The organism is Micromonospora sp. NPDC048843, assembly GCF_040649965.1.
In the GTDB taxonomy this organism is placed as follows: domain Bacteria; phylum Actinomycetota; class Actinomycetes; order Mycobacteriales; family Micromonosporaceae; genus Micromonospora; species Micromonospora hortensis.
Map to the genome: position 1 here is coordinate 1 of NZ_JBEZGJ010000182.1, position 14,387 is coordinate 14,387.

Genomic DNA, 14,387 nt, shown 5'->3' on the forward strand with positions numbered 1-14,387 from the left:
GCTGACCTGCGATCCGACCGCCCCGGGCCAGGTCTTCGACCTGCAACGCGTACCCGACGACGGCATGCCGGCTCCGGGCGTGGCGTTCCAGCCAGCGGGCGTGCAGGGCGGGGGTGTCCAGGATCAGACGGACGACGACACGGGCTCGCTCGGAGTGCTCCGGGTGGTCGTTGCACGCCGGGGCTCCCGCCCGTCGGGTGGGCAGCCGGTCCAGATCGTCGGCTGTTCAAGGAGCGGTCGGCGCCGCCGTGCTCTGCCGCACCACGAGCTTGGGAACGACCAGCGGCAGACGCTGCGGCACCGTGTCGTCGATGGCCTGGGTGACTGCCGTGATGGCACGCCGACCGACAGCGTCGAAATCCTGCTGGATCGTCGTCAACGGCGGGATGAGGTAGGGCGCCTCGGGGACGTCGTCGAATCCGACGACGGAGACGTCGTGTGGCACCCGCCGCCCCCGCTCGTGCAACGCGCGCAGTACACCGATGGCCATCTGGTCGTTGGCGGCGAACACCGCAGTGGTTGCGCGCATCGCACCGATCCGCAGCCCGGCGGCGTAGCCGCTGTGCGCCCTCCAGTCTCCCTCGACCGGCTCCGGCGGGCGCAGGCCAGCGGAACTCATCGCCTGACGCCACCCTTCGAGGCGGGCGCGGGCCTCCGCCCAGTTGAGCGGGCCGCTGACATGCACGATCTCTCGATGCCCGAGGTCGAGGAGGTGCTCGGTGGCCATCCGGGCGCCGAGCACCTGGTCGACGCCGACTGTCACGCTGGCCCTTGACAGATCGCCCTCCACGACGACGAAGGGAACACCCGAGCGCGTCATCCGCACCACCTCGAGGGCCTCGTCGTTGCCGGCGATCATCACGACGCCCTCCACGCCGACACGCATGAGGTGTTCGGTGGCGTCGCTGAGCGCCCGTACCGTCACTTCGGAGAGGCTCACCGAGGTGGCGAAGTAGCCGGCCGCGCGGGCGGCGTCCTCGACGCTGCGATGGATGCTCGTCGGGCCGAACAGCGTCCTGGCCGTGCCGATGATGCCGATCATCCCGGACCGTCCGCGCACCAGCGCGCGGGCAGCCGTGTTGGGACGGTAGTCGAGCCGTCGAATCGCCTCGAGGACCCGCTCCCGCGTCTCGCGCCTGATGCTGGGTGCCCCGTTGATGACCCGGGACACCGTCTGGTGTGACACACCCGCCAGGCGAGCGACGTCGGCCATGACCGGGGGCCGGTCGGCCGCTGTCACAGCGGCCTTTGCGTGAACTCGCACTGGCGGGCCGTCCGTTCTTCCATGGAATCAGTTCCTCGTGAGCCTCGTCCGTTCGTGGCCGTCAGTGTGAGTGACGGGGCACCGCGCTGCCGCTGCCACCGACGAGGAAGTCGAGGTCCGCGCCGCTGTCCGCCTGCAGGACGTGCTCGCTGTAGAGCCGCACCCAGCCCCGGTCGGCCACCGGCTTCGGAGGCTGCCAGGCGGTGCGCCGTTGGGCCAGTTCGGCGTCGTCGACGAGGAGTTCCAGGCGGCGCGTCGAGACGTCGACGGAGACCAGGTCACCGGTGCGTACCAGCGCGAGCGGGCCACCCACTGACGCCTCCGGTGCGACGTGCAGGATGCAGGTGCCGTAGCCGGTGCCGCTCATCCGAGCGTCGGAGATCCGCACCATGTCCGTGATGCCGTCCGCGAGCAACCGTCGGGGCATGGGCACGTTGCCCACCTCCGGGAAGCCGGGGTAGCCCCGTGGTCCGGCGTTGCGGACGACGATCACCGTGTCGGGGGTGACGTCGAGGTCCGGGTCGTCGGCGGCGACGACGTACTCCTCGATCCGGTCGAAGACGAGCGCCGGGCCGGTGTGCGTGAGGAGGTGGGCGGAGGCGGCAGAGACCTTCAGCACCGCCCCGGACGGCGCGAGCGAGCCGCGCAGCACCACGGTGCCCGAGCCGGCGGGCTGGAACGGCTCCTCCAGGGTGGCGATGACGTCCCGGTTCCAGCACTGGGCGCCGTCGACGTTCTCCGCCACGCTCCTCCCGCTGACGGTGATGTGGTCCATGTGCAACAGCGGGGCGAGTTCCTTCATCACCACCGGAAGGCCGCCGGCGTAGGCGAAGTCCTCCATCAGGTACGTCCCGGACGGCATGAGGTTGACGAGCATCGGCACGTCGGCGGTGAGGGTGTCGAAGTCCTCCAGCGACAGGGGAACGCCGAGGCGTCCGGCGATCGCGAGCAGGTGTACGACGGCGTTGGTGGAGCCGCCGATGGCGGCGTTGACCCGGACGGCGTTCTCGAACGCCTGCCTGGTGAGCACCGAGGACAGCCGTTGGTCCTGTTCGACCATGGCGACGATCCGGCGGCCGGCGGCGTGTGCGAGCGCGTACCGCCGGGAGTCGACCGCCGGCACGGCGGCCGCCCCCGGAAGCTGCACACCCAGCGCCTCGGTCACGCAGGCCATAGTGGATGCGGTACCCATTGTCATGCAGTGGCCGCGGCTGCGGGACATGCCGACCTCCGCCTCGGAGCAGTCGGCCGCTGTCATCCGACCGGCCCGCATCTCCTCGGTGAAGCGCCAGACGACGGTGCCCGAGCCGATGTCCTGGCCGCGGAACTTGCCGTTGAGCATCGGGCCGCCGGTCAGCATCACTGTCGGCAGGTCGACGCTCGCCGCTCCCATCAGCAGGCCGGGGGTGGTCTTGTCACAGCCGGAGAGCAGCACCACCCCGTCGAGCGGGTTGGCGCGGACCGACTCCTCCAACTCCATCGCCAGCAGGTTGCGGTAGAGCATGGTCGTGGGTCGCATCAGCGGCTCGCCCAGGCTCATCGCCGGGAACTCCAGCGGCAGGCCGCCGCTCTCCCACACGCCCCGTTTCACCGACTCGGCGAGGTCGCGCAGGTGGGCGTTGCAGGGTGTCAGCTCCGACCAGGTGGTGGCGATGCCGATCACCGGGCGACCGTCGAAGACGTCGTCCGCGAAACCCTGATTACGCATCCAGGACCGATGGATGAACCCGTTGCGGCCTTCCGCACCGAACCACTCCCCGCTGCGCAGCGGTCGATTCGTCGTCGACATCAGCACACCTCTCTGTCATCCGTCCGGCCGCGTCCTGCGCGGCGATCAATGCGCGTGTGGTGGATTGGCTTGGTGACGTCGGGAAGGCCTACCGCAGACCTCCGACGGAGAGGCCGCCGCGCCAGTGTCGTTGCAGGCTGAAGAACGCGATGATCAGCGGGATCACGGACACCAGGGAACCCAGGATGATGAGGCTCCACAGCGAGGTGGTTCCCGCGTTGTTCGCGGACGCGATCCCCTGCCAGAGGCCGAGACCGACGGTGACCGGGAAGAGCCGGTTGTCGGAGAGCATGGCCAGCGGCAGGAAGTAGTTGTTCCAGGACGCCACGGCCGACAGGAGCAGCACTGTGACCACCGCGGGACGCATCAGCGGGAGAGCGATCTGAAGGAACGTCCGCATCTCTCCCGCGCCGTCGACCCGCGCCGCGTCCAGGAGTTCGTCGGGCACCGCGTCGCGCGCGTACACATGCATCAGGTAGACGCCGAACGGGTTGAGCAGCGACGGGAGGATCACCGCCCAGACCGTGTTCGTCAGGCCGAGCCGGGAGAACATGATGAAGGTCGGGATGACCAGAGCGGTGGCGGGCACCATCAGCGCGCCGAGCACGACGGCGAAGCTGAAGCGTCGGGCGGCGAACCGGTACTTGGCGAACCCGTAGCCGGCCATGACCGCCAGGACCGTGGCGCCGACGCCGCCGGCGATGGCGTAGAGCGTGGAGTTGAGCATCCACCGCAGGTAGATGCCACCGTCGTAGGTGAAGAGATCCCGCAGGTTCCCGATGTAGTCGATCTGGTCGGTGAACCAGAGGGTGTTGCCGCCGCCGAACAGGCCCGGTGCGTCCTTTGAGCTGTTGACGATGACCCACCAGAACGGTACGAGGAAGTAGATCACCAGGAAGCCGAGGAGGATCTGAAGAGGGAGATAGCGCTGCGGTCGGCGGGCGCCGGCGCGGACGCTGGTGTGGTCGGTCATCAGAGGAAGCTCCTCCGCTTGCGGGTGAAGAACAGGAAGGCGTACACGCAGATGAACACGAGCCCGCCGAGGGCGAAGGAGATCGCCGAGCCGTAGTTGAAGTTGGCGAGCGAGAACGCCTGTTGGTACGCGTACATGTTCGGGGTGAAGTCCGAGCCGATCGTGCCCGCGGCGAGGTATCGCAGGATCTGCGGTTCGTTGAAGAACTGCAGTGTGCCGATGAGCGAGAAGACCAGGATGAGGATCAGGGCGGGCGCGATCAGCGGGATCTTGATCCGCGTCGCGATCTGCCACCGCCCGGCGCCGTCCATCCGGGCCGCCTCGTAGAGCGTCGGGTCGACGCCCTGCAACGCCGCGTACAGGATGATCATGTAGTAGCCGGCCCACTGCCAGGTGACGACGTTGAGCAGCCCGTAGAAGATCAGGTCGCTGCTCAGGAAGTCGGGTGCGGTGGCGCCGAACAGCCCGAAGATGTCGGTGAGCGGGCCGAAGCCGCGGCTGTAGAGGAACCCCCACATCACGGCCCCGATCACGGTGGGGATCGCGTACGGCAGAAAGATCATGAGGCGGGAGAAGCGGGCGAACACTGTGGTCACCGAGTCCAGGATGAGGGCCAGCGCGAGCGCGATGACGATCTGCAGCGGGATCGAGACCAGCGAGAAGCGGATGACGAACCACGCCCCGGACAGGAAGCTCGGGTCGGTGAACGCCTTCACGTAGTTGTCGAAGAGAACGAAGCTGGTGCCGCCGATCAGCTTCTTCTGAAAGAGACTGAGGTACAACGCGTACGCCAGCGGCGCGATGAGGAACGCCAGGAACACCACCCCGAATGGCCCGACGAAGAGCCACCCCATCAGGTGTTCGCGGAGGTGCACCTTGCCACGGATCTTGCGCGTCTCAGGCTGAGTACGCGGTGCGCGCTTCTCGGTCAGGGATGTCATCTTGGTCTCCGGGACGTGGACGCTGAGGGGTGGAGGGTGGGCCGGCCGCCCAGTGCCGGCGCGGCCCACCCATCCGGTCACTGAACTGTGAAACCTTGTTCCTTGGCGTACTTCGCCACGTCCTCCTGGAGCCGGTCGGCAGCCTGCGAACCGGTGACGGAGCCCTTGATGATTTCGCTGACCTGTTTCTCCATGGCGTCGAGGTAGTACTGGCCGAACGGGGCGTACGCGACGCCCTTGTAGGCGTCGGCGGCGGGAAGGTAGACCTCCTTGTTCGCCTGCTGACCGTTGAAGAACGCCACCTTCAGGTCGACGAGCGCCGGGTCCTTGAGCGCCGTGAGGTTCAGCGGGAAGATGATCTGGTTGGTCCAGCCGTCGGTGAGCGACTCCTTGTCGGCGTAGAGCCCGTAGGCGACCTTCGCGGCCAGTTCCGGCTTCTTCGCCTGCTTGGTCACCGAGAAGGCCGACCCACCCCAGTTGACCTGCACCGGGTTTGCCGGATCCCACTGCGGCAGCGGCGCCACAGCGAACTTGCCGGTGTCCTGACCCTTACCGACACCCGCGCCGGTGAGGTAGCCGGGCGCCCACGCCGCCGAGATGTACGTCGCGTAGTTGCCGTTGATCACGCCGGAGATGTACTCCGGGGTGAACTGGTTCTGCGTACCGACCAGGCCCTTCTTGGCGAGGCCGCCCCAGTAGTCCAGGACGTCCTTGGACGCCTGGTCGTTGAGCTTCACGCCGATCGCCTTCGGCTGCGCCGGGTCATAGGTGAAAGGCGCGGCGCCCTTCTGGATCTGCAGCGCCATGGTGAGCGCCGGGACGTTCGCGCCGAGGTCCCCGAACAGCGGGCCGCCGGCGTCCTTCACCTTCTGCGCGGCCTGCTCGTACTCGGCCCAGGTCTTCGGCGGCGTGATCTTGTACTTGTCGAAGATGTCCTTCCGGTAGATCATCGCCACCGGGCCGCCGTCGACAGGTACGCCGTAGACCTGGTCGCCGACCGACACGTCCTTCCAGGCGCCCTCGCTGTAGTTGGCCTTGACCGCGTCGAAGCCGTACTGCTTGATGTCGACGAGCGCGCCCTGGATCTGGAAGGTCGGGATCCGGTCCGCCTCGACCATGATCACGTCAGGCGCGCCGGTGCCCGCCGAGATCGCGGTCTGGAACTTGTCGTACTCGTCGCTGCCCTGACCGACGTTGGTCCAGCAGACCTGCACGTCGTCGTGCTGCTTGTTGAAGTTGTCGACGACGAGTTGGGTGTTGGGGTACCAGCCCCACATCGTCACGACGGGCACGTTCTGCTTGGTGATGGTGTTCGTGCAATTGCTCGCGTCGCTGCCGCCCTCGTCGGAGGAGCAGGCGACGAGGCCGGTCCCCGCCGCGAGCATGACTACCGTGGCGAGTATTCGTCTTCTCTTCATTGAGATGGTTCCCTTCGGCGATGGCGGTGCACTGCATCCATGCGCTGGCGGGCGCCACCGGGGGCAGGAGGCCCTGCTCCCGGTGGCGTCGCCGGCAAGGCTCCTAGCGCTTGAACAGACGGGGCGCCAGGTCGATGAGGTTCTTCTGCCACACGTCCCAGCCGTGCGGCCCGGGGGTGACCCCGTCGAACTCGTAGCGGATACCGAGGTTGTTCAACGTGGTCAGCGATGCCATGAAGCTCGGGTACACGAAGTCGGTCTGGTCACCGACGTAGAGACGCAGCATCTTGGTGCCGTTGTTGATCGCCGCCACGTCGACGCCGGTGCCGCTGCCGAAGCCGGCCGAGAACGCGGCGACGTAGGCGAACTCGCCCGGGTATGCCTTCAGCACCCCGAACGCCTGCCCGCCGCCCATCGACAGGCCGGCGAGGGCCTGCTGCGACGGATCGCTGGAGATGTGGTAGCGGGCACGGGCCGTCGGAACGATGTTCTCCCGCAACTCGCTGTTGAAGTTCGACGAGTTGCCGTTGCCCATCACGACGACCATCGGCGTGAGGTCGCCGTCGAGGAACTGATTGTCGAGGATCTGCTTGGCGCGGCCCATCTCGACCCAGTCCGTGTAGTTCTGGCCGCCGCCGTGCTGGAGGTAGAGGACGGGGTACGGCTGCGTCCGGTTCGGGTCGTACCCGGGTGGGGTCCACACCAGCGCGGTCCGGTCCTGGCCCGCCACCGTGCTGGTGTAGGTCATGCTCTCGACCTTCCCGCCGCGACCGGCGGGTACGTCCGACAGCAGTCGGGCACCCGGCCCGGGGATGAAGAAGGTGCTCCACATCGGCTCGGTGGTGACAGTCGTCGGGTTGGAGGTGTCCTTCACCGCGACCCGGTCCACGATCAGCCGGTAGTAGTAGAACCAGGGCTTAAGTGGGCCCACCGTCGCCCGCCACCGGTCACCGTCGCGGGTCAGTGGCAGTCGCAGCCAACTGCCGCCCGGCGCGACGTTCGCCCAGACCGTGACGTGCTGAGCGTCGGTGAAGTCCGTGGTGGTCTCGAAGGTGACGAACCCGTCCTCGGTGACGAAGGGCGTCGGGGTGGTGCCGGCCGGCGGCGGAGTGAACTCCCGCTTGAGCGGCTGGTGACCGGGGCTCGGCCCGTGGTCGGCCACGTGCCGGAACAACCGCGGCACGAAGTCGACGAGGTTCTCCTGCCAGGTGGTCCAGGTCGCGCCGCCGTCGGGGTTGACCCCGTCGAACTCGAACCGGACGTCGGCTCGGCCCAGCGCCTTCGTCAGCCGGTAGGTGGTGTTGTACGCGGGATCGGTGACGTTGCCGGTGTAGAGGCGGAGCAGCTTGACGCCGCGGTTGATCGCCTTGGCGTCCTTCCGGTCGATCTCCGGAGCCGACGTGCCCGAGAACGAACCGACGTAGCCGAACTGACCCGGCTTGGTGAGCGCTGCCCGCAACGCGTCCGTTGCGCCGTCGGACACGCCCGCGATCGCCTGGTGCTCCGGGTCGCGAAGGACCCGGTACCTGTCGGCGACCGCCTTGCGGAGGTCCTTCAACCCCTTGTGGTCCGAGCCGTCGACATCGTTGATCACCACCACCATCGGCCGGATGCTGCCGGCGGCCGAGAGGTTGTCGAGGATCTGCTTGGACCGACCGAGGTCGAGCCAGTCGGTGGCGGCCACACCGTCACCCGACTGCAGGAAGAGCGCCGGGTATCCCTTCGGGCCCTTGGCCGCGTAACCCGGTGGCGTCCAGACCAGGGCGGAGCGCTGCGCGTTAGTAGTCCGATAGGTCAGCGTCTCGATCTTTCCGCCGGTGCCGGCCGGCGCGTCGAGCAGCCACCGTGCCGAGTCACCCGCGACGAGGAAGGTGCTCAGGAGCGGCTTGGACGCGACACTGGTGCTGTTCGTCGGGTCCTTGATGGTCAATGTGTCGTCGGCGGTGAGCTGGTAGTTGTACAGCCCGGGCTCCAGCGCGCCGAGAACGCCCGACCACACGTCACCCCGACGGGTCAGACCGAACTCCGCCCAACTGGCCGACGGACCGAAGTTTCCCTCCACGACGACCTGCGAGACGGTGCCCAGGTTCTCCTGGACGTACGCCGCCGGGACGGCGAACGTGGCGTAGCGGTCCGCGGAGACGTCGAGCCACGGCGTGTCCGCCGCTGCTGCTTGCGGCGCGATGAGCACCGCCGCGGTGGCGATGACCCCGGCGGTGAACGCCGCCGAGAGCCGCCGGCGTACGCCCAGACGGCGTAAGCGCCCATGATACTGTTCGGTAGTCACGCTCCACTCCTTTCATGTGCCGGCAGCGGATGCGACCCGACTGACCGGCTCAACTCGACTGTGGATCTGGCCGTGTGTGCTGGTGCACCTCCTTCACGCTGATGTCATGGTCGTGCCGCGCTCTTCGGTGGTGCTGTCGATTCGCGCACGACGAGGCTGGTCGGAAGCACGATCTGGCTCGGCTCGTCCCACTCGCCGGTCACCAGTGACTTCAGCATCCGCGCGGCTTCGTACCCGAGCTGATACATCGACTGGTCCACGGTGGTCAGACCCGGCTGGGTCAACGCCGACTCGGGGATGTTGTCGAACCCCACGACGGACAGGTCCCCCGGCACCGAGAACCCCAACTCCCTGGCGACCTCCAGAACCTTGAGGGCCATCCCGTCGCTCGCCGCGAAGATCGCCGACGGCGGGTCCGGTCGTTGCAGCAGGATGCGCGCCAGCGGAGTCGCCGACTCGGGGTTGAAATCGCCTCGGCCGATCAGTGTCGGGTCGACCGGAACCCCGGCGGTGGTCAGCGCGGCCCGATAGCCCTCCTCACGCGACCAGGCCGAGGCCAGGCTGTCGCGACCGGCGATGAACCCGATGCGCCGATGGCCCAGGCCGAGCAGGTGCTCGACAGCGGTGGTGGCGCCAGCGAGGTTGTCGGAAATCACCGAGGGTGCCGTCGAGCCCCGCACCGGGTCGATGGCCACGACCGGCGTCCGGGTCCGGAAATCACCCCAGGGCGTGACGACGATGCAGCCGTCGGTGAGGGTGCCCGACAGTCGGGTCAGGTGCCGCTGCTCCCAACCCTCCGAATACGACCCGTAGAGGTCGCTGTTGGCGTAGATGATCAGATCGAAGCCCGAGCGGCTCAGCGCCTTCATCACGCCCTTGAGCACTTCCGCCGTGTACGACTGGAAGCTGTGCGCCACGAGGCCCAGAACGTTGGTGCGGCTGCGCCGAAGGCTGGTGGCCACCAGACTCGACTCGTAGCCGAGCTGCTCGATCGCGGAGCGCACCTGAGCGACTGTGCGAGCGCTGACGCCGTAATGCCCGTTGACGACGCGCGAGACGGTGGCGGTGGAAACGCCAGCAGCCCGGGCGACATCACTCATTGTTACCGGCGCATTGACTTCAATCATGCCGCTCTCTCTGGACTGCAATCGTTATCGGTTACGTTTCCAGGATGTTGCCAACGTAACCGAGAACGATTACGAACACAAGACCTCTTCGTCCTTACCCGACCACGGAGAAGAACGTCCCAACTGGACGCCCGCAAGGGCGCGATTTCCCCTCGGACGCCGTTGCGGATAATGCAATCGCATCCTCTGCCGAGGGTCGAAGTGGGGCCTGATTTCCGCGTTGGTGCCACCCGTTGACAACAGGACGGCACGCTCCGTCAAGAACCATTCGCCGTCCCCGGGTGAACGATCACAGTTGCCGAACTTCGACGGTCCCGGTAAAGACCTTCGCCGGCGGCCGGTCCGGGTCCGCACTGATGACAAAGGTGCCGGCATGGGTATGGTCGGCAGCCGAGAAGCCGACGTACACCTCGATCTGCCCGGCCTCCACCGCGTAGGCCATGCTCCGGTCGTAGAAACCGAGCTGGCCGGTGGGGAGCGCGAACCGCACCGCGACCCGCTGGCCGGCGGCGGCCTCGACGCGGGCGAAGGCCTTCAGCTCCAGCACCGGCCGGGTGATCGTGGCCTGTGGGTCGCGGACGTAGAGCTGCACGACCTGCTCCCCCGCCCGGTGCCCGGTATTGGTGAGCGTGACCTCGACACCGACGCGGTCCCCGGCGCGGACCTCGGCGTTCTCCAGCGTGGCCTTCTCGATCACGAACGAGGTGTACCCGAGGCCGTGGCCGAAGACGTATCGCGGGGCGACCGGCGAATCCACGTAGTCGCCGTGCCAGTGTGACCGCCCGCCGGACACCTTGTGGCCGTAGAAGACGGGGATCTGGCCCACGCCGCGCGGGTACGAGATCGGCAGCTTTCCGCTCGGGCCGACCTCACCGAGGAGCACCTCGGCGATCGCCTGCGCCCCGGTCTCCCCCGGCAACCAGGCCATCAGCACCGCTGCGCACTCCTCGTGCAGGAAGTCACTGCCCACCGGTCGGCCGGCGACGAGCACTGCCACGACGGGTGTGCCGGTGGCGACGACGGCACGGACCAGTTCTTCCTGCACGCCCGGCAGGTCCAGACTGGACCGGTCCCGCGACTCGCCAGAGGTGGCCCCGGGCGTCACCCCCGAGCGGTCACCCAGGACCAGCACCGCGACGTCGGCCGCCGCGGCGGCCGCGACCGCCTCGGCGAACCCCTCGGTCGACGGGTCGAGCACGTCGCAGCCCGGGGCGAAGCGCAGCCGGTCGCCCAGCCGCGTCGCGAGTTCGTCCCGCACGGTGGGTACACCCTCGGTACTCTCGTCGATCTCCAGATCGTCGGGGATCGTCATCATCTCGCCGAGCAGGCCGCGCCGCTTGCGCGCCTGGACCAACGCCTCGATGTGGGCCACGAACGAGTAGTCACCGAGCAGGTGTCGGGCGTTGTCGGCGTTCGGGCCGATGAGAGCGACAGTTCCGGCATCCGCGAGCAGTGGCAGCACTCCGTCGTTCTTGAGCAGGACGAGGCTGCGGCGGGCGATCTCCAGCGCCACGTCCCGGTGCCGCTCGGCGTTTGCCGACGTCGAGGCCGCGTCCTCGTCGACGTACGGGTTCTCGAAGAGCCCGAGTTCGACCTTGTGCCGAAGGATCCGCGCGACAGCCTCGTCGAGCTGGGCCTCGCTGACCTCGCCAGCGTCCAGGGCGCGGGTGAGAGCGTCCGCGTACGCGTCCGTCGCTGGAAGCTCGACGTCCACGCCCGCGCCGAGGCCCACCGTCGCGGCCTGCTGCTTGTCCTGCGCGAAGTGGTGGTACGAGTGGAGGTCGTTGACGGCGAAGTAGTCGGAGACCACGGTGCCCGTGAAGCCCCACTGCCCGCGCAGGACGTCGGCGAGGAGTTCCTGGTTGGCATGACACGGGACGCCGTCGAGTTCGTGGTAGCCGGCCATCACCGACTGGAGCCCGCCGTCGCGGACCGCCGCCTCGAACGGATACAGGTACACCTCGCGCAGCAGTCGCGGCGGCAGGTGGGCAGGCGCCCAGTTCAGCCCGCCCTCGGACGCCCCGTAGCCGACGAAGTGCTTGGCGGTGGCGAGGACGCCGTCGGTCAGGTCGGCACCCTGGAGGCCCCTGACGAATGCCACGCCCATCCGGGACACCAGGTACGGGTCCTCGCCGTAGGTCTCCTCGGTGCGACCCCACCGTGGGTCGCGCACCACGTCCAGCACCGGCGAGAGCCCCTGGTGGCTTCCCATGGCGCGCATCTGTGCGCGGACGGCGTCCGCCAGCTGCCGGTTGAGCTCCGGCGCCCAGGTGCTCGCGACGCCGATCGCCTGCGGGAAGATGGTCGCCTCGCGGGCCATCACCCCCGAGCAGACCTCCTCGTGCACGATCGCCGGGATCCCCAGCCGGGTCTCGCTGACCAGGAAGCGCTGGATCTCGTTGGCGGCCCGCGCCACCTGCGCCGCCTTCAGGCTGGTCGCGCCGGCGACGCGGGTCACGTGCCCGAGGCCGTGTCGAAGGATCGGCCGGGCCCGCTCCGCCGCGAACCGTCCGCTCTCCAGCAGTGTGAACGCCCACGTGCTGCCCAGTTGCGCGAGCTTCTCCTCGCGGGTCATCCGGGCCAACAGGTCCGACACCCGTTGGTCGACGGGCGCTGTCGCATCGGTGTAGGTCGCCTCGATCTCCGGCTCAACAGTGGTCACCCGGTCACCCCAATCACCGCGACAAGCTGGTCTTTCGGCCGGGGCGGCAGGACCCGCGGGGATGCCGGCCAGACATTGATCCAGGCGTCGTGTTCCCTTACGTAAACGTAATCGGTAACGTTTACATAGATCGAGAACGTAATCGAAGTCGATCACGTTGTCCAGAGCTCACAGTGCCTCCACCACCCCTCGGTCCCGGCGCTCGGGCAGTGCTGCCGGCGTCGGACCTGCACGAAGGGAGCCAGCCCTGAACACCCACCTCGACAGCGCGCCGGAGAACGGCGTGAACACGGCCCGCCTGACAGTGGACCCCCGCCGACGCGTCGCGCCGGTGCCCCGTCGGCTCTTCGGCTCGTTCGTGGAGCACCTGGGTCGCTGCGTCTACAACGGAATCTACGAGCCGGGGCACCCGACGGCCGACGCCGACGGCTTCCGGGGCGACGTCCTCGAGCTGGTGCGCGAGTTGGGCGTCACCACGGTGCGCTACCCGGGCGGCAACTTCGTCTCCTCCTACCGCTGGGAGGACGGCGTCGGCCCGGTCGACAAACGACCGGCGAGGCTCGACCTCGCCTGGCACAGCCTGGAGACCAACGCGTTCGGGCTCGACGAGTTCATGCGCTGGGTCGGCAAGGCCGGCGTCGATCCGATCATGGCGGTCAACCTCGGCACCCGAGGCACCGCCGAGGCCGTCGACCTGCTCGAGTACGCCAATCATCGCGGTGGGAGCCACCTCGCCGACCAGCGCCGCGACAATGGCGCTGTCGATCCCTACGGGATCAAGCTGTGGTGCCTGGGCAACGAGATGGACGGCCCGTGGCAGGTGGGTCAGCGCAGCGCGACCGAGTACGGGCGACTCGCGGCGCAGACCGCGAAGGCCATGCGCCGCTTCGATCCCGACCTCGAACTCGTCGCCTGCGGCTCCTCACACCTCGGTATGCCGACCTTCGGCAGCTGGGAGCGCGACGTGCTGACCGAGGCGTACGACGACGTGGACCTGATCTCGCTGCACGCGTACTACCAGCCGGTCGACAACGACCTGGCCAGCTTCCTCGCCTCGGCCGAGGACATGGACAGGTACATCGACGCCGTCACCGCCATCGCCGACTCGGTCGGAGCGATCCGCCGGTCGACCAAGAAGATCATGATCGCGTTCGACGAGTGGAACGTCTGGTACCAGTCCGCAGCCCCGTCCACGCCGCCGAGCGGCGAGGACTGGCCGGTCGCGCCGCCCCTGCTGGAGGATCACTACAGCGTGGCCGACGCTGTCGTCGTCGGCGGCCTGCTCATCAGCCTGCTGCGGCACAGCGACCGGGTGAGCGCGGCCTGCCAGGCCCAACTGGTGAACGTCATCGCACCGATCATGACCGAGACGGGCGGCTCGGCCTGGCGGCAGACCATCTTCCACCCCTTCGCCCGCACCGCCCGGCACGCTCAGGGCACCGTGCTGGACGTGCTGCGCGAGGGCAGCACGACGACCACCGACCGCTTCGGTGAGATCGACGCGGTCGACGCGGCCTCCACCTGGGACGACACCACCGGGGAGATGACCGTCTTCCTCGTCAACCGCGCCCTCGACACCCCGGCCGAGGTGACCATCGACGTCGCCGGCGCCCAGGTCAGCGACATCATCGAGTGCGTCACGGTCGGCGGCACCGAAATGCACGCCAAGAACACCGCCGACGGTCCGGACCACGCCGCGCCGCGCCCCAACGACACGGCACGCGGCGTCGACGCCAGCGTCCAGCTGACTCTTCCGCCCGCGTCGTGGACGATGCTGCGCCTGCGCGCCACCGACACGACCCAGTGATCGGCTGACGAGCGCTCCCCGGACGTGCCCCGGCCGCGCACACCTGGCGATCACCAGGGGTGCGTCGCGGGGCCGGTCCTCGCGGGGCCGGTCCTCGCGGGGCCGGTCGTCCCGGACCC

9 protein-coding genes are annotated in these 14,387 nt (G+C 68.4%); 1 reads left to right on the forward strand and 8 read right to left on the reverse strand.

Annotated features, from left to right (window positions below):
• Window positions 1-226 precede the first annotated feature (226 nt).
• The 8 genes from AB0C20_RS30165 to AB0C20_RS30200 form a co-directional block, all read right to left on the reverse strand.
• Window positions 227-1,213 carry a LacI family DNA-binding transcriptional regulator gene (locus AB0C20_RS30165; RefSeq protein ID WP_357178238.1) on the reverse strand — a complete coding sequence of 329 codons (987 nt, stop codon included), beginning with the start codon at window positions 1,211-1,213 and terminating at the stop codon, window positions 227-229.
• A gap of 112 nt (window positions 1,214-1,325) precedes the next feature.
• A complete protein-coding gene (locus AB0C20_RS30170) occupies window positions 1,326-3,053 on the reverse strand; it encodes an IlvD/Edd family dehydratase (protein ID WP_357177223.1) in 1,728 nt (575 codons plus the stop codon).
• Window positions 3,054-3,141: 88 nt separating this feature from the next.
• Window positions 3,142-4,026: a carbohydrate ABC transporter permease gene (locus AB0C20_RS30175; RefSeq protein WP_357177225.1), complete on the reverse strand. Its 885-nt coding sequence runs from the start codon at window positions 4,024-4,026 to the stop codon at window positions 3,142-3,144.
• Entirely contained in the window at window positions 4,026-4,967 is a 942-nt protein-coding gene (locus AB0C20_RS30180) for a sugar ABC transporter permease (RefSeq protein WP_357177227.1), read from the reverse strand. The genes AB0C20_RS30175 and AB0C20_RS30180 overlap by 1 nt, the downstream gene beginning before the upstream one ends.
• Window positions 4,968-5,044: 77 nt before the next feature.
• Window positions 5,045-6,385, reverse strand: a complete 1,341-nt coding sequence (locus tag AB0C20_RS30185; protein WP_357177229.1) for an extracellular solute-binding protein — start codon at window positions 6,383-6,385, stop codon at window positions 5,045-5,047.
• A gap of 103 nt (window positions 6,386-6,488) precedes the next feature.
• A complete protein-coding gene (locus AB0C20_RS30190) occupies window positions 6,489-8,672 on the reverse strand; it encodes an alpha/beta hydrolase-fold protein (protein ID WP_357569226.1) in 2,184 nt (727 codons plus the stop codon).
• A gap of 104 nt (window positions 8,673-8,776) precedes the next feature.
• Window positions 8,777-9,799 (reverse strand): LacI family DNA-binding transcriptional regulator, encoded by a 1,023-nt coding sequence (locus AB0C20_RS30195; RefSeq protein ID WP_357569227.1) that lies wholly within the window; start codon window positions 9,797-9,799, stop codon window positions 8,777-8,779.
• 289 nt (window positions 9,800-10,088) lie between these two features.
• Window positions 10,089-12,461 (reverse strand): glycoside hydrolase family 3 N-terminal domain-containing protein, encoded by a 2,373-nt coding sequence (locus AB0C20_RS30200; RefSeq protein WP_357569228.1) that lies wholly within the window; start codon window positions 12,459-12,461, stop codon window positions 10,089-10,091.
• 283 nt (window positions 12,462-12,744) lie between these two features.
• Here AB0C20_RS30200 and AB0C20_RS30205 point away from each other — a divergent pair, with 283 nt between their 5' ends.
• The gene (locus tag AB0C20_RS30205; RefSeq protein WP_357569229.1) at window positions 12,745-14,268 is read left to right on the forward strand and encodes an alpha-N-arabinofuranosidase; all 1,524 of its coding nucleotides are present in this window, start codon (window positions 12,745-12,747) and stop codon (window positions 14,266-14,268) included.
• The last annotated feature ends 119 nt before the right edge of the window (window positions 14,269-14,387 follow it).

What these genes read in the sequence shown, in the direction of transcription:
- AB0C20_RS30170 (WP_357177223.1), bottom strand. Translation starts at nt 3,053, where the DNA reads ATGTCGACGACGAATCGACCGCTGCGCAGCGGGGAGTGGTTCGGTGCG.
- AB0C20_RS30195 (WP_357569227.1), bottom strand. Translation starts at nt 9,799, where the DNA reads ATGATTGAAGTCAATGCGCCGGTAACAATGAGTGATGTCGCCCGGGCT.
- AB0C20_RS30180 (WP_357177227.1), bottom strand. Translation starts at nt 4,967, where the DNA reads ATGACATCCCTGACCGAGAAGCGCGCACCGCGTACTCAGCCTGAGACG.
- AB0C20_RS30185 (WP_357177229.1), bottom strand. Translation starts at nt 6,385, where the DNA reads ATGAAGAGAAGACGAATACTCGCCACGGTAGTCATGCTCGCGGCGGGG.
- AB0C20_RS30175 (WP_357177225.1), bottom strand. Translation starts at nt 4,026, where the DNA reads ATGACCGACCACACCAGCGTCCGCGCCGGCGCCCGCCGACCGCAGCGC.
- AB0C20_RS30165 (WP_357178238.1), bottom strand. Translation starts at nt 1,213, where the DNA reads ATGGCCGACGTCGCTCGCCTGGCGGGTGTGTCACACCAGACGGTGTCC.